17 protein-coding genes and 1 pseudogene are annotated in these 22,916 nt (G+C 59.0%); 11 read left to right on the forward strand and 7 right to left on the reverse strand.

Annotated elements, in window-relative coordinates; translation table 11 throughout:
- Positions 1 to 4 precede the first annotated feature (4 nt).
- The 6 genes from CLV84_RS08540 to CLV84_RS08565 all read left to right on the forward strand — a co-directional run bounded on the left by CLV84_RS08540 (position 5) and on the right by CLV84_RS08565 (position 7,438).
- On the forward strand, positions 5 to 1,393 hold the full coding sequence (locus CLV84_RS08540; protein ID WP_104419293.1) for a Gfo/Idh/MocA family oxidoreductase: 1,389 nt from the start codon (positions 5 to 7) through the stop codon (positions 1,391 to 1,393).
- 15 nt (positions 1,394 to 1,408) lie between these two features.
- Entirely contained in the window at positions 1,409 to 2,791 is a 1,383-nt protein-coding gene (locus CLV84_RS08545) for a putative oxidoreductase C-terminal domain-containing protein (protein WP_104419294.1), read from the forward strand.
- A 60-nt stretch (positions 2,792 to 2,851) separates the two neighbouring features.
- Positions 2,852 to 3,910, forward strand: coding sequence for an MBL fold metallo-hydrolase (locus CLV84_RS08550; RefSeq protein WP_104419295.1), 1,059 nt, complete (start codon positions 2,852 to 2,854; stop codon positions 3,908 to 3,910).
- A 181-nt stretch (positions 3,911 to 4,091) separates the two neighbouring features.
- Positions 4,092 to 4,769, forward strand: a complete 678-nt coding sequence (gene trmD, locus CLV84_RS08555; RefSeq protein WP_104419296.1) for a tRNA (guanosine(37)-N1)-methyltransferase TrmD — start codon at positions 4,092 to 4,094, stop codon at positions 4,767 to 4,769.
- A gap of 215 nt (positions 4,770 to 4,984) precedes the next feature.
- Entirely contained in the window at positions 4,985 to 6,409 is a 1,425-nt protein-coding gene (locus CLV84_RS08560; RefSeq protein WP_146088758.1) for a DUF5723 family protein, read from the forward strand.
- 345 nt (positions 6,410 to 6,754) lie between these two features.
- Complete coding sequence (locus CLV84_RS08565; protein ID WP_146088759.1) at positions 6,755 to 7,438, forward strand: hypothetical protein; 684 nt, start codon at positions 6,755 to 6,757, stop codon at positions 7,436 to 7,438.
- Positions 7,439 to 7,567: 129 nt separating this feature from the next.
- On the opposite strand, the gene CLV84_RS08570 is transcribed toward CLV84_RS08565, so the two are convergent.
- From CLV84_RS08570 to CLV84_RS08600, 7 genes and pseudogenes are all read right to left on the reverse strand, one after another.
- Positions 7,568 to 8,074 carry a hypothetical protein gene (locus tag CLV84_RS08570; RefSeq protein WP_104419299.1) on the reverse strand — a complete coding sequence of 169 codons (507 nt, stop codon included), beginning with the start codon at positions 8,072 to 8,074 and terminating at the stop codon, positions 7,568 to 7,570.
- 65 nt (positions 8,075 to 8,139) lie between these two features.
- Positions 8,140 to 8,598, reverse strand: coding sequence for a hypothetical protein (locus CLV84_RS08575; protein WP_146088760.1), 459 nt, complete (start codon positions 8,596 to 8,598; stop codon positions 8,140 to 8,142).
- A 158-nt stretch (positions 8,599 to 8,756) separates the two neighbouring features.
- A complete protein-coding gene (locus CLV84_RS08580; RefSeq protein ID WP_245911421.1) occupies positions 8,757 to 9,611 on the reverse strand; it encodes an ATP-binding protein in 855 nt (284 codons plus the stop codon).
- Between the two features lie 83 nt (positions 9,612 to 9,694).
- Positions 9,695 to 9,916 (reverse strand): annotated as a pseudogene (locus CLV84_RS22300) (AAA family ATPase); the annotation flags it as partial.
- Between the two features lie 173 nt (positions 9,917 to 10,089).
- Entirely contained in the window at positions 10,090 to 10,473 is a 384-nt protein-coding gene (locus tag CLV84_RS08590; RefSeq protein ID WP_104419303.1) for an Imm10 family immunity protein, read from the reverse strand.
- A complete protein-coding gene (locus tag CLV84_RS08595) occupies positions 10,464 to 14,654 on the reverse strand; it encodes a DUF6531 domain-containing protein (RefSeq protein WP_104419304.1) in 4,191 nt (1,396 codons plus the stop codon). Before CLV84_RS08595 ends, CLV84_RS08590 begins: the two co-directional genes overlap by 10 nt.
- The gene (locus CLV84_RS08600; RefSeq protein WP_104419305.1) at positions 14,651 to 15,967 is read right to left on the reverse strand and encodes a hypothetical protein; all 1,317 of its coding nucleotides are present in this window, start codon (positions 15,965 to 15,967) and stop codon (positions 14,651 to 14,653) included. The genes CLV84_RS08595 and CLV84_RS08600 overlap by 4 nt, the downstream gene beginning before the upstream one ends.
- A gap of 186 nt (positions 15,968 to 16,153) precedes the next feature.
- Between CLV84_RS08600 and CLV84_RS08605 the strand changes: the two genes are divergently transcribed.
- The 5 genes from CLV84_RS08605 (at position 16,154) to CLV84_RS08625 (ending at position 22,914) form a co-directional block, all read left to right on the forward strand.
- Entirely contained in the window at positions 16,154 to 18,646 is a 2,493-nt protein-coding gene (locus CLV84_RS08605) for an ATP-dependent Clp protease ATP-binding subunit (RefSeq protein ID WP_104419306.1), read from the forward strand.
- A 9-nt stretch (positions 18,647 to 18,655) separates the two neighbouring features.
- Complete coding sequence (locus tag CLV84_RS08610) at positions 18,656 to 19,126, forward strand: type VI secretion system contractile sheath small subunit (protein WP_104419307.1); 471 nt, start codon at positions 18,656 to 18,658, stop codon at positions 19,124 to 19,126.
- A 36-nt stretch (positions 19,127 to 19,162) separates the two neighbouring features.
- A complete protein-coding gene (locus CLV84_RS08615; protein WP_104419308.1) occupies positions 19,163 to 20,545 on the forward strand; it encodes a type VI secretion system contractile sheath protein TssC in 1,383 nt (460 codons plus the stop codon).
- 83 nt (positions 20,546 to 20,628) lie between these two features.
- A complete protein-coding gene (gene tssD, locus CLV84_RS08620; protein ID WP_104419309.1) occupies positions 20,629 to 21,027 on the forward strand; it encodes a type VI secretion system tube protein TssD in 399 nt (132 codons plus the stop codon).
- A gap of 72 nt (positions 21,028 to 21,099) precedes the next feature.
- The gene (locus tag CLV84_RS08625; protein ID WP_104419310.1) at positions 21,100 to 22,914 is read left to right on the forward strand and encodes a type VI secretion system Vgr family protein; all 1,815 of its coding nucleotides are present in this window, start codon (positions 21,100 to 21,102) and stop codon (positions 22,912 to 22,914) included.
- Positions 22,915 to 22,916 lie beyond the last annotated feature (2 nt).

A 22,916-nucleotide genomic window follows, 5' to 3' on the forward strand; every position in this document is an offset into this window, starting at 1 on the left:
TCCTATGAACCGTCGATCGTTACTCAAGCATTCCCTGGCCGCCGCGGCCGTCACGGCCTTTCCTACTATCGTTCCCGCCCATGTGCTCGGTGGCCGCCTGGCACCCAGCAACCGATTGAATATTGGACAAATCGGCTGCGGTCGCATCGCCCGGGGGCATGACCTGCCCGAGACCATGAAGAACGAAAGCGCCCGGGTCATGGCGGTCTGCGACGTGGATAGTCGCCGCAAGGACCTGGGCAAGACCTTTATAGAGGGCTGGTACCGGGAAAACCGGCCCGATGATAAGGTATCCGTAACGACCTACGACGACTACCGCGAGCTGCTGGCTAATCCCGACATCGACGGAGTAATCATCTCGACGCCCGACCACTGGCACGCCCAGCCGGCCATCGAGGCGGCCCTGGCGGGAAAGGATATTTACCTGCAAAAACCAACCTCCCTGACGGTGGAAGAAGGACGGATGATGAGCGATACCGTCCACCGCACCGGGGTGGTGTTCCAGCTGGGCAGCCAGCAGCGGTCGATCGACCCCTGGCCGCAATTCCGTCATGCCTGCGAATTGGTGCGTAACGGGCGCATTGGGCGATTGACCGCCGTTAAGGTCGGATTACCCAGCGACCCCGCCGGGGGCGATCCGAGCCCGATGCCCGTGCCCGATAACCTCAACTACGAAATGTGGCTGGGCTCCACGCCTTATGTCCCCTACACCGTTGACCGGGTACACCCCCAGGACGACTTCTCCCGGCCGGGCTGGCTGCGCTGTGAGCAGTTCGGCGCGGGCATGATCACGGGTTGGGGCGTACACCACATAGACATTGCCCACTGGGGGATGGGCACGGAGTATACCGGTCCGATCGAACTCGATGCGACGGCGTCCTTCCCGGTCGAGGGGCTGTGGAACGTGCACGGGCCCTACCACGTGACCGCCAAGTATGCGAACGGGGTGGAAATGACCATCGACGGCGAACTGCCGAACGGCGTGCGCTTCGAGGGAACGGACGGTCACATTTTCGTATCCCGGGGCAGGGTAGCGGTGACCGCCAGTGACCCGGATTACGGTAAGTCGGAGGCCTTTCAGACCAGTCTCACCGACCCCGAAGCACTCAAGATCGGCGAGGGTGACCTGCGGCTCTACGCCAGTCCGGAGCAGCATGCCAACTGGCTGGACTGTATGAAATCGCGCGAACTGACTATTTCCCCGGCGGAAGTGGCCCACCGCTCCTGTACGGCCTGCCTAATCGCTCACATCTCCATGAAATTGCCGCGCAAACTGCACTGGGACCCGGTGAACGAGCGCTTCCAGAACGATGACGAAGCCAACCGGATGCTGTCTCGCTCCCAGCGCTGGCCCTACGGCTACGAGAACGTGCCCGTACTCGCCCGTGGCTAACCTACATTTACGCGTATGAATCGCTTACTTGCCGTATGGCTGCTAGGGGGGCTGCTCGGCTGCGCCAGCAATAACGAAACCGCTGAACGTATGTCTGTATTCGCTGCGGATGGTGCCGATGGGAGCGGCACCATCGCCCGACTCGTCACTGTGGATCCCGGCCACTTTCACGCCGCGCTGGTTCAAAAGTCCATGTACCCTCAGGTGGATTCCACCGTCCACGTTTACGCTCCCGAAGGTGCGGACGTTGACCTCCACCTGGAACGCATCCAACGGTACAACGAGGGGGCGGAAGCTACCCGGTGGGAAGAGGTGGTGTATCGCGGTCCGGACTTCTTCGAGCGCATGATCGAGGAAAAGCCGGGCAACGTGGTGGTCCTTTCGGGCAATAACGGACGCAAAACCGAATACATCGCGGAAGCAATTGGACAGGGCATGCACGTGCTGGCGGACAAGCCCATGGTCATCGATCCGGCACAGTACGACCTACTCAAGGCTGCCATGGCGGAAGCGGAGGAACGCGATTTGCTGCTGTACGACATCATGACGGAGCGCTTCGAAATTACCACGATGCTGCAACGGGCATTTTCCCAGCGGCCGGAGATTTTCGGAACGCTGTTGCCGGGCACGGTAGCCGAACCTGCCATCTCGAAGGAAAGCGTCCACCACTTCAGTAAGACCGTTTCCGGGGCACCCCTCATTCGGCCGGCGTGGTTCTTCGACGTGCGGCAACAGGGGGAGGGAATGGTGGACGTGGCTACCCACCTGGTGGATCTGATTCTCTGGGAAACTTTTCCGGGCGAGCCCATCGATACCACCGAGGTGGAGGTGCTGAGTGCCCGCCGCTGGTCGACCGCCCTCAGCCGGGAGCAGTTCGCCAAGGTGACCGGGCTACAGGACTTTCCGGAGGAGCTCGGCCCCGACGTCCGCGACCGGGAGCTCGAAGTGTATTCGAATGGGGAGATCGATTTTACGGTAAAGGGCATTCACGGGAAGGCATCCGTAATTTGGAACTTCGAGGCACCTCCGGGGGCGGCCGATACCCACTACTCGATCATGCGCGGTAGCGCCGCGGATTTAGTGATTCGCCAGGATGCCCCCCAACAATACGTGCCGACCTTGTACGTCGAATCCAAGGATCCGCTGCCGGAAGCGGAAATGGAAGCCGTCGTTGCGGAACTCCAGAAAGACTTTCCGGGCATCGGTTACCGAGCGGTGGACGAAGGCTTCGAGATTACGGTTCCCGAATCGCTGCGCAAGGGGCACGAGGCCCACTTCGGCCAGGTGATGGAGCAATTTTTGCGCTATTTGGAAGCCGGTGACATTCCGGCGTGGGAGCGGGAGAACATGCTGACCAAGTACTATGTCACCACCCGAGGGTATCGGATGAGCCGGTAGCAAACATTGTGGGTTGGTAGGCCTTTCCACTGGTGAATACCTGCCCCAGTTGACACCACCATGGACCACCTCCTTAATCCCGAATTACCCATACTTCCCCAGGTCGCTCCAACCTGGCGGGGCAACCCAATCCTAGACGGTCAATTTCAGTACGTCCACGATCCTTTTGTTCCGGAATGGACGTCCATCATGCGGATGCTGGTACTGCCCAACCCACAGCGCGCCGAAAAGAAGGCCGATAAATGGGTGCCACCCGTCAATGGGTCCGTGGATTACCTGGCGGACCGGAGTAAGAACTGGATCGTTTGGCTCGGCCACGCCTGCTTTCTGCTGCAGTTGAACGGACAACGTTACCTCATCGATCCGCAACTGGAGGACATGCCCCTGATCCGGCGGCGGGTTTCCCCTCCGTTTCACTACCGCGAATTGACCGGCATCGACTACCTGCTGCTGAGCCACGACCACCGCGACCACGTGGATGAAGACTGCATTCGTACCATTTGCGCGAACAATTCCATCCGGAAAATCCTGGCTCCGCTCCGGCTATCCGACATTATCGGCGACTGGGTAGGCGACACGCCGATCGAGGAGGCTGCCTGGTATCAGCAGTACGCGTTGCCCGCCGCCGGGGGCGTGACCGTCACCTTCTTACCGTCCCGGCACTGGTGCCGGCGGGGCCTCACGGACTTTAACGAGCGCCTCTGGGGTAGCTTCATGATCGAGGTGGGCGCCGGGGGCGCAGGTGAAATGCAAACGGAGAACGGCGCAACGAATCGCACCATTTACTTCGGCGGCGACAGTGCGTTGACCGACTACTGGAAAGAAATCGGCGAGTTCTTTCCCAATATCGACCTTGCTATGCTGGGCATCGGGGCTTACAAACCCGAATACATGATGCGCAGCAACCACGCTAACCCCTCGGAAGCCTTTATCGGCTACCGCGACCTGGGGGCTACCTACTGGTGGCCGATGCACCACGGCACCTATGACCTGAGCAACGAGCCGGCCTCCGAGCCGATCCTGTGGGCAACCAAGATTATGGGCAAGCACGGGCTGGGGGAGCGGCTGGTGCAACCTGCAGTGAACGAGCCGTGGTGGTTTAATTCGTCGCGCGAGTAGTGGTCGGACGAGTAGTGGTCGCGCCAAAACTGGTCGGACGGCCGGCCGTCCGACCAGTTTTCGTCGGACGACTAGTACGGCACAACACTCGCATCTGGTGAGAGTAAGGTTAAATTTGCGATTCATCGTGCCGGTCCCCTGGTGAGTAGTAGCGGGAGCGGTGCAAATATCCCTTTCGGCTATGCACATCGATATTATTACCGTGGTTCCCGAGTTGCTGCAAAGTCCGCTATCGCATTCGATTCTGCAGCGCGCCCAGGACAAGGGGCTGCTAAGCGTGCAAGTACACGACCTGCGGCCGTACGGGATCGGCAAGCATCATAGCACCGACGATTATCAGTTTGGTGGTGGAGCGGGCATGGTCATGCGTTGCGAACCCCTGGCCACGCTGATCGACGAGCTAAGGGAAAAACGGAACTACGACGAAGTCATTTACGTGACGCCGGACGGAGAGCGCTACACTCAGCGCCGCGCCAATCGGCTAAGCTTATGCAATGACCTCTTGGTCATCTGCGGCCATTACAAAGGCATCGACGAGCGGATCCGGGAGGAATACGTCACCCTGGAAATTAGCATTGGCGATTACGTACTGTCGGGCGGTGAACTCGCCGCGGCGGTGTTGGTAGACAGCATCGGCCGCCTGCTACCGGGCGTGATCGGCGACGAAACCAGTGCCCTGACCGATACCTTCCAGGATGACTTGCTAGCCCCTCCCGTATATACGCGGCCGGCCGAGTGGCGGGGGAGGGAAGTACCGGCCATTCTACGCAGTGGAAACACCCCGGCGATCGAGGACTGGCGACAGGAAGCCGCCGAAAAGCGTACCCGTGAGCGGCGGCCGGACTTGCTCGGCGATTAGGGGGGAGCATGAGTAAAGGGGGAAGAGATAATTAGGTAGCTGCCGGGTAACCTTATCGCATCGGCGGGGATAAATACCCAAATTCGACCCGGCGCGAATGTACCTCACGAAGCAAGCTCGATACCTGCCGTTCCGCCGTTCCTTTCCCGGCTGATTTAGCTAGAAGTTAGCGCGGGCAGAAAGCCACCGATTTATACTTTCATCACTGACACATTATGAAAACTCAATATACACTCCCCCTCCTCCTTTTTTGTATCCTGACATCCGCCAATGTTTCTTCACAAGGCTACTTCGGTCTGCGGATGGATAACTACGCCGGTATCCATGGCGTGACCCTGAATCCCGCCGAACTTGCTAATTCCCGCGTTGCCACGGAAATCAATCTGGGTTCCGTAAGCACTTACCTAAGCAATGATTACCTGACCGTGGACTTCTCTTCGGACCTGGTAGACGATTTCGATGGGCTATGGGAAGAATCCATCATTCGTAACCCGCAATCCGACAACCGCCTCAACGGCAATATCGACATCGTCGGACCTTCCCTCATGTTCCGGGCGGGCAAAAAGTCGGGCATTGCTTTCTCCACCCGGCTACGCGGGCTCTACCGGATCGATAACTTTTCCGGACAACTCCTCGAAGGGGTCCAGGATGATTTTGACGCCTTTTCTGCTTTCGACTTCGCGATGAATAATCACCGTAGCTTCCTGCATACCTATCTGGAGGCCGGGTTCAGCTACGGTACCGTCGTGATCGAAGGACTACAGAGTCAGCTAAAAGTGGGGGGTAGCGTTAAGTACCTACAGGGTGTCGGAGCTAGCTTCACGTCCAGCGAATCGCTCACCGGTAGTTATAACGGTGATACGGAGCGAATCGACTTCAATGGCGATTTTACGTACGGTACCACCACCGACTATTACTACGACGAAATTCCCTTTGGCGAACTCACCAGTGGCTTCGGCTTCGATGTCGGGGTAGCCTGGGAGTGGTGGTCCAAGGAGTTGCCCGACTCGCCCTTACTGCCCCCTTACCGCCTGAAGCTCGGGGCATCCATCACGGATATCGGTACGATAAGCTACGAAGGCGCCGACCAATCCAGCTACCAGGTGAACGGAACCTTACGGTCGGAAGAGGTAGAAGGAGAAGAAGTGGAGTACATCCTGGACGGAAACTTCGATGGTACCGAATCTACCCAGACCGTGGAGGCCGGTCTCCCCACGAGCCTGAACCTGATGGCGGATTTCCGCGTCGCCGGCAAATTGTACTTCAGTGCGGTGATGAACAAATCCCTCAGCAGCCGTGACGAGCTGTTTTCGAGCTCCTTCCCAACCGTCGTTGCCGTTACGCCCCGCCTGCAAACAAAATGGTTAGGACTGTACGCCCCGGTGGTTTTCGGCGGGTACGAAGGCCCTACCGTGGGTGCCGGGCTCCGCTTCTGGATACTCACCGTCGGGTCGGGCAGTCTGCTCACCGATCTGGTGCTGGGTGATAATCCCTACTCCACCGACGTATACGTTGGCGTCAAACTTCCTTTTTACCGCCGGACCAAGCCGAATAAGAAGGATGTAGAGCGGATGGAAGCGGAAAAGGAGGAAGCGCTAGACACTGACAGTAGCGATGACAAGCCAGCTGCCAAGGAGTAAATCCGAATGCGTCGGGCTTCTTGACAGCAATCCAGTACGCTCTGATCTGTCATCCCGGTTCAACCTTGATCCTAGCTCCGGCCGTGCGGAACGTTTTCCGTTCGTTCAGCCCCTCAACCATAGGCTCTTTATTCCCGAAGTATTTGCGTCCCTCACCGCTACCAGTATATGCGAGCGGGCGGGTACGTGGGGGTAGCTTCGGCGGGCGTGCGGTTTCCTACACCCTTTTGCGGCATGCGGGGAAAGCGGTTAGTGGGAAGCACGCCCGCTGCATTCATCAAGCTACAGCGGGGTATAGCTGCCCCTCGGCGGGTAACAATTTTACCCGCCAGGTAATTCTCTGGTATGTCGGCATTACCATCTCCTCTATCCCTTTCCGCTAACGGAGTGAGCCTGGGCGTTCACTTCTTTTGTACCGTTCGGGGCAATCCAGGAACCCAACTCCATACCCTGCAACCCTACCTCGCCCGCATGCCGGCACCGCACTTGGTGTCGGTTGCCCGGGCGACGATCGTCGTGGTAGAAAAACTCCCCGGAGGAAGACCGACGGGGGGTGGTTTTTTTACCTCCTTCCTGGATTGGATGGGCCGGGAAAGAAAAACCGGAATCCCCGACTCCTTTTTCGCCTTTCGCCCGCGATGCCACATCATCGCGATTACCCGACGGGCCTTCGACGACGCGGACACGCGGCCCTTTACTTTTTTTCATGAGTCCGCCCACTGTATTCATCGATCGTATCCCATTTATCCTCACGGAGCCACCTTTAGAGACTACGCGGGCATCCGCTACACCCGTAGCAACGCGGTAGAGGAATACGCTGCTGAAACCTACTCCCGGTACATTGTTAATCCCCGACGGATTGCCCGGGTGGGCGAAGTTCCGATCGGTCAGAGCATGCAGGAATGTACGCGCAGGCTGATCGAGCAGCTGATGGCTTCGCCCGCTGGTCGGCACTTTCGGCAGATGAATCAACGGGGTAGTGATGCCGATGGGGACATCTCACCGATGCCTTATGAGTATCCCTGGTGAGGTTTCAATTGAGGTGTACCATCCGTGCCATTAGTCCTCAGATGACTTTCGGACAAGGTAGGCCTTGGAGGTCGCGGTATGCCTATCGAACGATGGTATATTTCAATTAACTCAAAAACAGCGTGGTCCTTACCATACCCCCGTGAAGCGTTCTGTGGGGGATAATTGCTTAGCGATTAAACACTTGATGGGACGGGTAACGATTATTTGGGAGGCGCGACCACCAGCCCGATACTTGTCTTGATCCCGGTGGTCTGTGTCGAATAGCACCTTCACGAGCTTTTCGTGATTCATGCCGTCCCTCCACGCTTGCTTTGCGGTGTTAATGGATATCGGCATCCGCTTACCCTGGTAGACCTTTTCAAATTTTTTAGCATCCCATTTTGATCCCCGGCCTTGCTTGTCATAATTGAAAAAGTTATCCGTGGAAAATTCAGCCCAACCGCCCAGTTCGAAATCGCAAATACTGGGAAGATGGATGGCCATCGCAACGTACATTTTCAGCTGCTGGTACCGATCGGGTAGCCCAAGTTCCTTTACAATCTGGCTTGCGTTCAGTCCTCGAATGAAATACTCCTCCGTGAAGCATCCAACTAGATCGATCATGTGGCCTACAACTAGCTTTTGCGTGATCATTCAGGCTTTTAAGGATTAATGCACAAATAGCCCATAAGTAACTTCACTCACCAGCTGCCGATGCGCTATCTCGTACCGGATTGCACGTGAAATACATTTGCCCGTTCGATGGATACGTAGTACTTCGCCTGCATCCCCCGGACGCGTTCCATGATCAGACTATACCCTTCGGCCGCTAATTCCTTCTGTAACCGGCGCTTCTGCTCCAGACTCAACCGCCGTACGGACACATCGATAGCGTGCCCCGCCACGTGATAGAATCCTTGCTGCTTGCGGGCCGTTTCGCGAATGGTCTGGTGCAGCCACGCTTCCCGACCTTTGTACAGGGTTTTTAGGTAATTGTCGTCGGTCAACTTCTTTTCATCAAGGTCAAAGGCCTGGACCGCCTGCCGGAGGGTTTTCGGATATTGTTTCGGACGAGCCTGGACGAATTGTGCCTGGATGGCGACCGAGCGAATGCCGGAATCCGTGATGAAGGCGCCGGGGTATTTATCTAGGATTCGCTGTAGCTTCTGCTTTTCCACAATTCGAAGTTTATCCATTTATATCCCACGAAAGTCGAAAGTAACCCTGAGCCTATAGTCAACGGGTACAGCTACCAACTATTAATGGACAACAGATCGCGAAGTCTGCGACGGCACTCAGGCGATACGGGCTGACTGAGCCCTTCCCCTCATTCGGGCTATTGCACCCCCTCCCGCCAGCTCACACATTCCACGTCCCCGACGCTCATGCTTTCCGCCCCGCCGTAGATGACTCGCTTACGAACAGACTTATTGACCAGGGTAGCCACCTTGTCCAAATTTGTCCGCAACCGATGCCGGTATGTGGAGGTCGCTTTGATTTCCGTAAGGATGATTTCAGTGCCGGTTGGTTCGAGGAGTTCGACTTCCAACTGATGATTATCGCGGTAGAAATACAGCGGGTGCTGGTTGCCGGCGTTGAAGCGACTTTTACGGAGATTAGCTACGATTAGGTTTTCGAAGAGCGCGCCGTACCCTTCGAAAGCTTGTACCTGCGCCCCGTCGCCCAGTTGCAAAAGATAGGCGGCCAGTCCGGTGTCGGTGAAGTATAATTTCGGGGACTTCACCAGTCGCTTGCCGAAGTTCTCGAAGTAGGGACCGACAGTGAAGATGACGTAGCTCCCCTCAAGGTAATGCAGCCAGGTTTTCACGGTGGGAACGGAAAGCTGTAAGCGCTTGGCGAAGGTGCTGTAGTTCAGCGTTTGGCCCACGGAAGCGGCACAGAGAGCCATTAGCCGCCGGAAATCGCCCATGTTGGCGCTACGGACCAGCGGCGTGACGTCGCGCTCGAGGTAGGTACTTACGTAACTTGGATAGAAAAAGGCGGAGGGTAGGTCGGTCTGGTAAAGCTCGGGATAGAATCCTCTGACTATGGCATCGGGTGGAGTAGGCGGCAGCAAATCGGCTGCACTGAGTTCGGCAAAGTCGAGGGGCCGTAACCGAGCCACGCCGACCCGACCGGCCAGCGATTGCGTAATGCGCTCGCAGAGCAGGAAGTTTTGGGATCCGGACAAGACGTAGCGGCCGGGCTCCCGATCTTATCAACATGGGTCTGGAGGTAGGAGAAGAGGTCGGGTACCCGCTGGGCTTCGTCAAAGATTACTTGGCGGTCGTAGCGCCGGAGAAAGGAGAGGGGGTCCTCCTCGAAGGATTCCCGGTTGGGAATGTCTTCGAAGGAGACGTAGCGGTAATCTGGAAAGAGTTGCTTGAGCAAGGTGGTCTTGCCAGATTGGCGGGGACCGGTGAGGCTGATTACTGGGAAGAATCTTCTCAACTCTTCGAGGTGGCCGGATAAGCTGCGTGGGATGAAGGCCTTCATTTCGTGTTTTGCACACAGATAACTTCAAATTTGACACCGTTAATTTTGATGTAGCAAAGAAAATCGTGCGATGTGGGGTCACTATAAGTTACCAACCCTTCTAGAGGCATTCGTTAAAACAAATGCTTATTTAATCTGCCATCAAGCCAGAATCTTAAAGAGTGAAGTAAAAATTATTGGTTATTAGCTAAAATTTGTTTTACGACTTCTTCATAGTTTGAAGGTAAAGACTCAAAATTATGTTCAATTATAAATTTATACATTTTCATAGTAGATTTGCTCGTTATGGTAATTTCTGTTGACATTTGGCGTGTCACCCATTGGTCAATTACGAAATATCCTTTAATTTGGACAAATGAGGATTCAAAATATGCGCTATCAATACCTTGTTTTTTGTCCATATCATCAAACGTATATGCACATTGAATGATGATATAATTCTCAGGATCTACTCCATCGTCTGCATATGATATCAAATAATACTCGTCCTCTTCGATATCAGAAGCTTGAATATTATACGCTGTAAAAGAAAATTCTGGAGTTTTCACTAGTGACATTTAGATTTTATTTTCTTTCCATCCTCGTAAGTCATACGCCGAGGAATACCATCCTCAACCCACAGATACTCGACTGTTCTTCCCCCAGAAGATGCTCTCCTCATAGCTCCTTGGCATGAGTTGCAAGGTGGGTACTGTCCAATAATCTCCATTCGGTGACCAGGCTCAAGCGGAATATTTCTGACAGCCCTGTTTTCTGTATGTGTAGCTAATGTACTTTGAGGAAATCCTAGGGCCTTTTCTTCAGGGGTCATATTTCCACTAACTAAATCCTCTTGGTGTAGAATATTATCACTTTGATCAAAAACTGTCACTGAAGCGGAATGCTGACCTTTTCCACTTCCGAAAGACAATCCAAAAACATCCGTCCAGGAATTAGTATCAGGTACGTAGGCAATTAAATTGAATGTATTGGAGGCCAAACGTATAGGATCCTGACTAACATACCCCCCCACCTCAGGATCAAAATACCGAAACCGATTATAGTACAAGCCCGTCTCCACGTCCTCGTACTGCCCGGGGTAGCGGAAGGGGCATTCCCCGCGCCAGCCATCTAAAGTACGGGTATCACCGTAAATCGACAACTCCAGTTCCCAGCTTTTCGTGCCTGCCTGCGAGTACATACTCAGGGGCGTGCCGAGGTGATCGGTTACGATGCCGTAATCCTGGGTAGGGGTGAGCTTGGCCAGGGGGGAAAAGCTCTCCGGTTCGAAGAGCCAGGTGGTGAGGTCGCCGGCGACGGCCGTGATGGTTTCGGCGGGCTCGTCGACTGCAACCGGCTTAGCGTGACCGTTCCCATTGGCGGAGGGGGGCGCCTGACCGGGGGAAGTGCGAAGTTGCTCGTCGCGCCGGCGGATGGTAATCCGTTTACCACGGTCTTCCCCGCCGGGGTCTTGCTGCCGCGTAGCAATGGGCGTAGGCGGTGCCTCTTCCCGCCACTCGTGCAGCATCACGTTGCCGTCCCACACCCAGCGGGTAAGGTGCCGGCCGTAGCGTTTCGCAATCCGGCGGCCCAGGGCGTCGTAGGTGAAGGTGACCACGCGGCCATCCGGGCGCACTACCCGCGCCAGCATCCCCGCCGCGTTCCATTCGTAAGCCCAGCGCTCGCCGTTGCTTCGGGTCTTGCTGATCAAATTCCCTTCCGGATCGTATCGGAAAGTCGTGCCGTCCGCCTCCAGCAGCTGCCCCGCCGGACCGTATTTCCGATCCCCACGATTACCGGTCTTAAATAGATTTCCCACCGCGTCCGGCATCCGCAGCTCCCGACTGCCGTCCGGGTAGGTGGCCGCCGCCAGGTTCCCGAAGACGTCGTGCTCGAACTCGAAGCGACCTTTCGCGGAGTCCACGATCGACTGCAGCCGGTCGTTCACTCCCCACTGATAGGTTCTGCTGCGCTCCCGCTCCCCGCCCACCGTAGTGATCTGCTTGGCCGGTCGCCCCAGCCGGTCGCGCTGCCACCTGCTCCGTACGCCGCCCGGTAAGCTCCGCTCCAGTTCCAGACCCAGCATGTCCCGCTCGAATTGCACCGCCCAGGGGTCGGCCTTGCCCGTCTGACTGATCACTTCCTCCACGTCCCCCATCTTGTTCCTTCGGATGGCTACGTCCGCGCCCAGACTGGACGTCAATCCTACCCGATTACCCAGCTTGTCGTACTTAGAAGTCACTACGAAGCCGCCCTGCCGCTCGGTGAGTACCCGCCCCACACGATCCCGCTCGAAGCTTACCCGGATCGCCCCGTTGACCGCCGCCGTCAGTTCCCCGTCGGCCCGGTAGGTGTAGCGTTCCGCGCTGCCGTCCCAGTGGTTGACCTCCGTTACGCGGCCTACCCGGTCGTAGGCGTAGTCCGTTTCCCGGTCGCCGGGCCGCCGCACGCGCACTACCTGTCCGGCCGCGTCCCGCACGTAGGTACGCGTCAGCCGGTCGAATCCGGATTCCCTGACCACCCGCCCGCAGTCGTCCAGCCCGAAGGTGTAGACCGAACCATGCTCGTTCTCAATGGCCACCAGCTCTTCCTCCGTATTGTACCGGAAGGCCACCCGCGTCCCCGCCTCGATGCGCGCCGCCAGCCGGTTCATGCCGACGTACTCGAAGGCCACGTCGTACTGCCGGTCTTTAGCACGCACGATGTTTTCCTCGCCGTCGTAGTCGAGCACCCGTACGTTGCCGTCCGGTTCCCGCACCTTCAGGGTATTACCGAGCAAATTCAGCTTGCGGTTCCGTACGTTGCCCCGGGCGTCCGTGGCCGCCGTTACCCGCCCCAGGCGATCGTAGCGCCATTCGCTGCTGGCACCGTCGGCCGTGCTCAGCCGTGTTAGATTGTATTCTTTGTCGTAGGCGAGCACGGTCCGATTACCCGCCGGATCGACGATCGCGGTCAGGTTGGGGCCGGAATAGCCGTAGGCGGTGGTGGCCCCGGTCGGATCCGTCCGGGCGACCAGGCGATGCAGCTCGTCGTACACCCAGCTCCAGCTGCCCCCGACCTGGTCCTTCGCGGCCGCCAGCAGGTGGTCCTTTCGCGTTAGCTTGATCCGGCTGCCATCGGGGTAGGTAATCTCGCTCCGGTGGCCCAGCGCGTCGTAGACGTAGCTCGTCACCCGGCCGAGTTCGTCCACCTCCCGCAGCAGTTCGCAGGCCTCGCCGTACAGGCTCAGCCGCTCGTGGCCCAGCGGGTCCACGGTCTTCCACACCAGTCCGTCTTCGTTATAGTGGTACAGCGTCACTTGCCCGAGGCTATTCACCACCCGCGTCACCCTGTTTTCGGTGTCGTAGGTGACCGTATTGTCGTGGATGCCGCCGTCGCCCCAGGTATGCACGCAGCACGCCTCCTGCCCCTTCCCCGTATATTCGAAGTAGAAGGAGAGCTCGTTGCGGTTCGTCTCGCGGGTCAGCAGGTGATCCCGGTAGGTGTACCGGAAGCTTCCGCCCACCGCGTCGGTGCTTTCCACCAGGTCGCCGGCCGCATCGTAACGGTAGCGGACCAGTGTCACCTTAGCGCCGTTGTCACCCGGTTGGGGGTGGGGGGCTTCTATGGCCGTAATTCTTCCCCGGGCATCCGTCAGTACGGTAAGACGCCGACCGGCGCTGTCAACGATCTCCCGCAAGCAGCCCCGACCGTCGTAGGCAAACGTAATTTTCGGGGCGCCGGGGCGCAGGATACAATCCAACTTCGCGGAAGCATTGACCGTCAGGTCGTCGATCCGGAAGTAGTGCGCGGTGTAGTGCTCGTCGGTGACGATGAAGTGGGTGTCGTCGCGCGTAAACCGCAATTTTTCCTGTCGCAAGTACATCTCCTCGCCGGGGAAGAAATAGTCCACAAAGGCGTTGCGCCCGTCGGGCAGCCGCAGTTCCAGCGTTTCCTCCTCTCGGCTTAACTCCAAGTCGTAGTTATGGTGCCAGCCGTGGCCCAGCGCGCCCGCGTGCCCGGAAGTCGAATACCAGATCCGTTCCCATACCAGCGGGATCGGCCCCGGTAACTCGAAGTCCACGCGATCGGTAAACACCTTCCCGGTCCCGACGTCCACCGGGTGCCCGATGACGCTACAGATATTCCGGTGGATCTTATTGCGCAGGTTCTCCGGCAGGTGCCGGGTCACCAGGCTCGCCGCGTCGTGAATTTTGGCGCACAGTTTTTTATACGCCCCGGAGTTCTTCACGAATCTATTGAAGAACTTCCCCCCGGCCGCCATGCCCAGCTTCATCCCGATGGCCATCATCGAAATGGTCGGCGGTCCCCCCACCATCACCAGTTGACCGCCCGGAATGGCGATCAGCACGGAGGTGGGCAATTTCAACCCGGCTTTCGCCTTCCCCTTCGGCCGTGGCGGACTCGGCATGCCGATACAGGAGCAGCTCAACACCGGCGAGGACATCCGGCTAAAGGGCTCGTCCTCCACCACTACGGTAGCACTGCCCATGAAGATCTCCCCCTCGCTGTCTACCGGCTTGATAAAGGTGCCGCCCAGCGGTATGTGGGGTGGAACTCCCTTCGCTTCGTTGCCCGCCTGCGCCCGGGGCATGCCGTTGACCCAGGTGGAAGCGCCGATGAAGGGCAGGAACTCCATCGGGTCCATGACCATACCGATGAAGGGGTGGGGGAACGGGATGGGCGGCACCGGTCCCGGTGGCTGTACGATGTGGATGTCCACGCCCATCACCATGTCCATCATCTTGGCGGCGATCATGGCGTAGCGGGGGTTTGGGCGCGTTCGATCAACTCCTCCCAGTCGGCACCCACCAGCCGTTCCATCCGGTGGCGGATGTCGCGGATGGCATCGTGCCGGTTCATCCGCTCGACGCCTTCGAGCAGGGCCTGGCCGACGTACGGCAGGGTGGATCCACGAAGCAGGTCGGGGGAGATGGTTTCGGCTGTTTGCAGGGCATCGAGGTTACATTGCCAGGCTTGTTCCTGCGCTCCGCCGCGATCAAAACACCAGGCCGCCAGCCGGTAAGCCTCCATGCGCTGGAAGGCTTCGTCTTCCCGGTCCGCCCGGGCGGCGGCTTCCTCGTAAGTTGCCGCGGCGGCGGGGTATTCCTTGGCGTGCAGTAAGCCCGCCGCCTCGAAGTTCAGGCACTGGAGCAGGACGGCCCGACCCGCGGGATTGCCTACGTCGATAGCCAGTTGCGCGGCCTCGCGGGCCTGCCGGAAGAGGGAAACGGCTTCTTTACGCCGGTCTGCGTGGGGAAGCAGGTGGGCCCCCTGGGCGGCCAGAACGGTGGCGACCAGGTGCTCCCAGCCGATCTGTTGCTGGGCGAGTTGCCGGGCCGCTTCCCCCTGCTCCCGCATGCTGTCGAAGGCGCCCCGACTTCCGGATTGACTCATTTCCAAGAACAGGGTGCGAAAGCGGACCGCCGGGTCTTCGGGGTCCCCCTCGGCCGCCAGTTCCCGGGCGAGTTGGTCCATATGCAGCTCCGGTCGCAGGGTGCGGACATGCCAATCTTCCCGGCCGGTGAAGCGGCGTCCGAGCGGCCCGTCTTCGGTGTCGCAGACCATGACGTCTAGGCCCGCAGGGAGCCCGGAGACCAGCAGCTGCTGCAGGGTAGTAGCCAGGGAGTCGGAGGGGCGACCTTGCGCCGGGTTGAGGAAGACGACGGTTCGTCCCCGGTGATGGGTGAGCGTGCCGGCAAACGAATGAATGCGGCGGAGAAAGCCGGTCAGTCCGCCGGAGCGCAGGGGTGTCAGATACGGCTCGAAGGGCACTCCCTGCCCGAGCAGGGTATCGCGCGCGCTTTCCAGTTGGAGGCGAAATTCCGCGTCCAGGTTGGCGAGGTAGTCCGACGTATCGGGATTACCCTGAACGAAGGTCAGGAAGAGGTCGCGGGTCACCGCCCCGGCGGAATCTTCCGTCAGGACGAAGGCCTCGATCATGGGTTTCTCCTCCGGCCCGGCGATCCAGAGCATCAGCCTTCCGGCTTCCGTGGTAACCGACTCGGTATACAGGCGCTGTACCTGCCGTAAGCGGCGGACGGCGGCGTTGCTGTGCGGGTTGGTGGACAAGGCGCTTAATTAGACCGGTAGCACCGGGGGTGAATGGGTGAAGGAGTACCGCCTCGGATGGAGGGAGCCTACGTAGGTCTATTCAGGGTCCATCAAAAAAGTTACCACCTTTTTCAAATTTTATAGTAACCTCTCCGTCGGGTGCAGCATAAAGGGTCAATCGATCACCTTTAATCAAAATTTAAATTGCTCACTCTCGGGAATTACACCACCGATCTGCGCGAGGCTAACCGCATTGCCGCCGCCATTGCCCGGGAATACCGGGGCAGTCAGTACGGCCCGCCGCACCTGCTGAAGGCGGTCCTCCACGACGATGTCGGCCTGTCGAGTATGCTGCGCACCATGGACGTCGATCTCAACCGCCTGCGGGAATGGGCGGAGGTGCGCCTGCGTCGGTATCCGAAAAGCGCCCGCCCGGCGACCGAGCCCACCCCCGACGACGCGGTCGAGCGGGTACTGAGCACGGCGGATATCGTTCGCCTCAAGCTTTCCCTGGACCGGGTCGACAGCGCCTGCGTCCTGGCTGCCCTGTGCAAACCCGGCGTCGGGTTTACCGCCGAGGAACTCAAGTCGTTCCCCCTGACCGAGCAGCAACTGCTGGCCAATTACGTGGCCGAGGTAGCCAACCAGCCGGTAGAGAAGTCGGCCCGCAACGGCGTCGCTAGCGGCAACGGCGTGGCGGCCGGCGGCAAGGGCAAGCAGCTGGAGCGATTCTGTACCGACAAGACCGCCGCCGCCCGGGCGGGCAAGATCGATCCCATTATCGGCCGGAACCGGGAGATTCGCAAGATCGCCGAGATACTGGGGCGGCGCACCAAGCCGAACGCCATCATCGTCGGGGAGCCCGGGGTAGGTAAAACCGCCCTGGTCGAAGGCTTCGCCCGACTTATCGTAGCGGGCGAAGTACCGGAGCGCCTCCGGGAGGCCACGCTTTGGGAGCTGGACACGGGTTCCCTGATCGCGGGCGCGGCCTATAAGGGGGAGATCGAAGAACGGCTCAAGTCCATCCTCGCCGAAATCAAGGCGCGTCCGGGAACCATCCTCTTCATTGATGAAATCCACATCCTCCTCGACCCCCAGGGCGGGGCGGGGGGCGCGGCCAACTTACTGAAGCCGGAACTGGCCCGCGGCGAACTGACCGTTATCGGGGCCACCACCCACGCCGAGTACCGGAAATACATCGAAAAGGACGATGCGTTCAAGCGCCGCTTTGACACCATCGAGGTGGAGGAGCCCGATGAGGAGAAGGCCGTCCGGATGCTCCAGGCCCTGGCCCCCGCTTACGGGGAGCACCACCAGCTTACCCTCACCCCCGGCGCGCTGCGCGAGGCCGTCCACCTGGCCACCCGCTACCTCAAGGACCGGCAGCTTCCCGACGCCGCCATCGACCTGATCGATCGGACCGCCGCGGCCGTACGTATGATGGTCGAGACAAGCGGTGATGAGGTAGCCCGTTACCGCCAGCGACTCACCGAGCTGACCGAAACCGGAACTGAACAGGATCCCGATCTGTACCTGGCCGAACTCAAGTGGTTCGAGAGTGAATTGCGCGATGCCGTTTCGCCGATCCTGCTGGGTAAGGTGCCAGACCTGCTGGACGTAGGGGGGATGGAGCGTTCGGAAGACCTGATTGCCTACCTCCACCGCTTGCTGGACTCCCTTGACGGGCACGCCGAGTCGGACAAAGACAGCATCCTCAGCGGGGACGTGGCCGCCCTGGTCGCCTACGCCAAGGGCATCCCGATCGGCAAAATCCAGTCGGACGAAAAACAGAAACTCGACACCATGGCCCAGCGCCTGGGCGAGCGGGTGATCGGGCAGGACCAGGCCATCCAGTCGGTGGTCAGCGCCGTGAAGGTGAGCCGGGCCGGAATCGCCGACGCCGGTCGCCCCGTCGGGAGTTTCTTTTTCCTGGGACCCACCGGTACCGGAAAGACGGAACTGGCCAAAGCCCTGGCCGATTTCCTATTCAACGACGAATCGGCCCTGATCCGCTTCGACATGTCGGAGTACACCCAGCAGCACGCGGCCGATACGCTGACCGGCGCACCTCCGGGTTACGTCGGCTACGAGGAGGGCGGCATACTGGTGAACCGTATCCGCCGGCAGCCCTATTCGGTGGTGCTGTTCGATGAGATCGAAAAGGCCCACCCGGAGGTCTTCAAGGTCTTCCTGCAGGTGCTGGACGACGGCAAGCTGACGGACAAGCAGGGGAAGGTGGGGGACTTCACCAACGCCATCATCCTGTTCACCTCCAATATCGGCCACGAGTACATCGTGGACAGCTTCGAGCGCGGCGACATCCCGACCTCGGCCCAGTTGACCGAGCACATGAGCCGGCACTTCAAGGACGAATTCCTGGGCCGGCTGACGGAGATCATCCCCTTCGGCCCGATCACGGAAAAGAACATTGTAAAAATTTTCCGCATCCAGGCCCGCAAACTCGGTAACAGTTTGCGAATGAAGGGAATAGACCTGCAAATGACGCCGGAAGCGGAACGGCACTACGCCATGCTGGGCTTCTCGCCCCGCTTCGGCGCCCGGCCGCTGCGCCGCGTCATCCTGAACGATCTACAGAAGCCCATCTCGCGGCTCATCATCTCCGGCGAGCTCGCCGACGGGCAGCAGTTGCGCATCGACCTCGACGAAGCGGGGGAGGCCCGATTCAACATTCAATAAACCACACACATGGCAGACTTCACCTCCAACCAAGACTTACGTAAGAACGGCTTCATCTACGAAACCGTCGACGCCGCCAACGAAGCGATGGCCGACATTCCCAAGAACCGGACCATCCTCACCGCCGACCTGACCGACAAGCCGGCCACCCGCCCGGAGATGACCTACGAGCTGGAAACGATCGAGGACGTCTTCGAGCACTTCCAGCCGAGCGTAAAGATGGAATTCAACGACGCGGAAGGGGCCTCCATCAACGAGGAACTTCACTTCACCAATCTCGGCGACTTCGGGGAAAAGGCCCTGCTCCGGCAGAGCGAATTTCTTGGGAAGACCAGCCAGCAGCGCGCGAACTATTCCACCTTCGCCACCCGCCTGCAGAACAACAAGGTGTTGCAACGCGTCCTGAGCGACCCCGAAAAGAAGGAAGCCTACCTCACCGTACTGCGCTCCATGTTGCAGGAACTGGAAGACGAAGCATAAACCGAGTACTTAACACTGAAGCACAATACAAGCACCATGGCACAGGAAGAATTACAGAGCGCGGCAACCGGCGCCCCGGCCGAAAAGACGGCTACCCGTACCGACGCGGTACCCGCCGAGGCGGTGGCCCACGCGGTCGACTCACTGGAGGAATACGGCGGCTTCGATCTGGTCGCCGGCAGCGTCGACGGCGCCGAAAACATGGAGCCCGATTCGATCCTGAAGGACATCTTCCTTGAAGAGGAAAGCAACAAACGGGAACGGCAGCAGCTCCGTCAACGCCTCGCGGACTGGATCGCCCTGATCACGGAAGTGGAGAACGTCGGCGAAATGATCGAGCAGAGCAACGCCCGCCACGAGGCGGCGGACGCGCTGCTCAAGCAGAACCTGAAAAAGACGCTCGGCCGGATCGCGAAGCTGGAAACGAATTACCGGTCGGTGGCCAACTTTTACCGCAACGCCGCGGGCGATAAGCCGGTCAAGAACCTCACCCTCGTCAATGCTCCGCTGGAGAAACTGAACGACCTGGATAACCCCATTTTCCTGAAGGCGATCGGTGACGAACTCCAGCAGAAATTTGACCGGCTCGACCTGATGAACAGCTACGGTCTGGTGGTCGTACCCGGTTTCCTCGGTTCCAAAGCCGTCATCGACGAATGGGCGCGGACGGCCCAGGAGGCGAAAGCGATGCTACTGACCGACTTCCGCGACCTGGCGAATCCCGATCAGGTCATGAAACTCTGGGAAGCCGGTAAATACACTGGCGCCGACGAGCATAAGGGCAACGTGATGATGACCTGTAACTGGCTGGTGGGCCGGCCGGCCAACGAGGATGTCGGCGAATCCGACCCGCTGTATATCCCGCCCTCCACCGCCCTTGCCGGAAGGATGTACGCCAACAACATCGCCCAGGTATCCGCCGGTAAGAAATTCGGCGTGCTGCGCGGGGTGGAAGGTACCCGTTTCGTCACCCGCGCCAACGAGCTTTCGGACCTCGGGGAAATGGGCCTCGTGCCTATGGCCTACGAATACGGACAGGTGCAGGCCTTCAGTCAGCGCACCCTCTTCAACGGCGATAACCTCGGTATGCAGACGTACTCGGTGGTGCGCACCTTCGACTGGCTCACCAAGAGCCTGATGGACTACCTCAACCGAATGCTGTTCGTCAACATCAGCACCAACGCGGAGATGAATATTCACCGCGAAGTAGCCAAATTCTTCTTCAACTGCCAGAAGAACGGCATCCTGGAAAAATACGGGAAGGTGGAAATCAAACGGGATCCGAATCAAAAGGACCGGGTGTGGGTAAAGGTCCACGCCACCCCCTTCTTTCCCGCCCGCAATTTCGTGATCAACCTGGAAGGCAAGAGCGGCGACGACCCGAATTCCCCGCCCGACTGGGATAGCAACGTAGCCTGAGCAGGCAAGACTATAACCGGTTTCGTCCCGCCCCGGGAGGGTAGGGGACGGCCGATTCAATTCACCCTTTAATTCATTACACCATGTTTGAAGCAAAGTTAAAGTTAGACGGCGGCGAGCCGGTGGAAGTGCTGCAGTGCAGCTACCAGATGGATCGCGAGACGGATAAGTCCGGCATGCCGGCGACCGGCGTCCACGGCGGTAAGATCAGTCTCACCATTAAGTCATCTTCCGATATCACCTTATTCGACTGGATGATCAATGCCTTCGCCCAGAAGAACGGCGAGATCGAGTTCTACAAGCGCAACGACCCCACGCCCGCAAAGGTGCTGTCGTTCGAGAACGCCTACATCGTCGAGCACGGCGAAACCTTCAACGTCCTGAACGGGGAGGTAGACCAGCCGATGGTCGAGCACTTCACCGTCTCCGCCGAGACCATGAAGATGCAGGAGAGCGAGCTCAAGAAGACCTGGGTTAGCTAAATCTCATTCCGGAGGCCCGGCATTCGCTGATGGCCTCCGGTCTCCTCTTTTCCATTACCCAATCATTTTCTCATGGCGGGCAAGGCCGTACCGGATATCGTAATCGACGGAACCCCCCTGGGGCCGATTTCGGTATTGACCCTGGAACAGCCCTGGAACGATCACCATTCGTTTTCGATCGTTTGTCCTTACCGGGAACGGTCGGGCGCCCTGATGGAACTGGGAAGAACGTACGTCGGTAAGCCGATCACCATCCAGCTCCGCGCCGGTATTCGCGCCGGTAACGGTCAGCTCACTTTCAAGGGCATCATCACCAACGTCAAACTCAGCAAGCAGGCCAGCTCGGTCATTCAACTCGTGTTACAGGGCTTCAGTCCGACCCGCCTACTAGACGACGGACCGCACAACCGCTCCTTTTCCGAGCAATCGCTGGCGGATGTTATCCAGACGGTAACCGGTGATTTTCCCGATCTCGCGACGAAGGTAGACGTGCGGTATACCGAACCCTTACCGTACGTTACCCAGTACCGCGAGACAGCCTACCGTTTTCTCCGCCGGCTCACCGCCACCCACGGGGAATGGTTTTACTACGACGGCGAAACCGCCCGCTTCGGCGCCCCCGCCGAGGGCGAGGAATCGGAATTGCTTTTCGGAAAGGATCTCAGCGGGATGGAAGTAACGGCCGACGTCGTCCCGGCCAATTTCAAGCTCTTGGGCTACGATTACGTAGGTGACCAGCACTTCGATGTTTCGGCCGAGCGCGCCAAGGTGCGCGAACTGGACGATTTCAGCCAACTGGTCTTCGACACCTCGGTCGGGCTTTTCCAGCATGCGCCGGTCTTCGCCGAACCCTTCACCGCTCCGGATAAAGTGCACCTGGAGCATTTTGCCGAGCGACGGCGGGGCGGCCAATCCGCCAACCTCATTAATCTGTTCGCGGAAAGCTCCCGCCTGGATCTGCAGGTCGGTCAGGTCGTCAACGTCCGCACGGTACCCGGCAACTTCAACGGAAATGCGTCCGAAAGTGCCGACGATTACGGCAGCTTCCGCCTGTTGCGCATCACCCACCACTGCGACGGGATGGGCAACTACCACAATACCTTTCAGGGGATACCGGCCAACCTGGAGGTGCCGCCCATCAGCGACCACAACATTGCTCCGCCCGCCGCGGAGACCCAACCCGCCGAGGTCACCGACAACCAGGATCCGGAGCAACTGGGTCGCGTGCGGGTCACCTTCGCCTGGCAAAAGGAATCCGGCGAGCAAACGCCGTGGTTACGGGTCGCCGCCGCGGGTGCCGGCGGGGGGCACGGCGCGTACTTCGTGCCCGAGACCGGCGATCAGGTCATGGTAGGTTTCGAATACAACAACCCCGACCGGCCGGTCGTACTCGGCAGCGTCTACCACGGCAGCGTCAAACCGGCCAACGCCGCCGACCCCAGCAACAATTCCAAGATCATCCGTACCCGCAGCGGAAACCAGGTCATTCTCTCCGACGCGGACGGTGAGGAAAGCATTACGATCGAGAACGGGATGAATTTCATACGACTCAGTCTCCAGGGCGATACCTCCATCGACATCATGACGGCGGGAGATCTCAACCTCACCGGAAAAAATATCACGATCACCGCGGAGGAAAACATCACGGTCTCCGCCGGCCAGGCCGCCGACCTAAGTGCCGGACAGGGATTCTCCGTGTCCGCAGGCCAGGACCTCAGCCTCACGACGAACGCGAACCTGGACGCCACCGGTCAGAACATCAACCTCAGTGCACAGATGAGCGTAGCGGCATCCGGTGGGTTGAGCGCCGAGTTCAGCAGTGCGAATACGACCCTTAGTGGGGACGCCACGGTCACCGTTACCGCCCCCATGGTCAAACTGAACTAAGC

The sequence above is a fragment of the Neolewinella xylanilytica genome, from assembly GCF_002934605.1.
In the GTDB taxonomy this organism is placed as follows: Bacteria; Bacteroidota; Bacteroidia; order Chitinophagales; family Saprospiraceae; genus Neolewinella; species Neolewinella xylanilytica.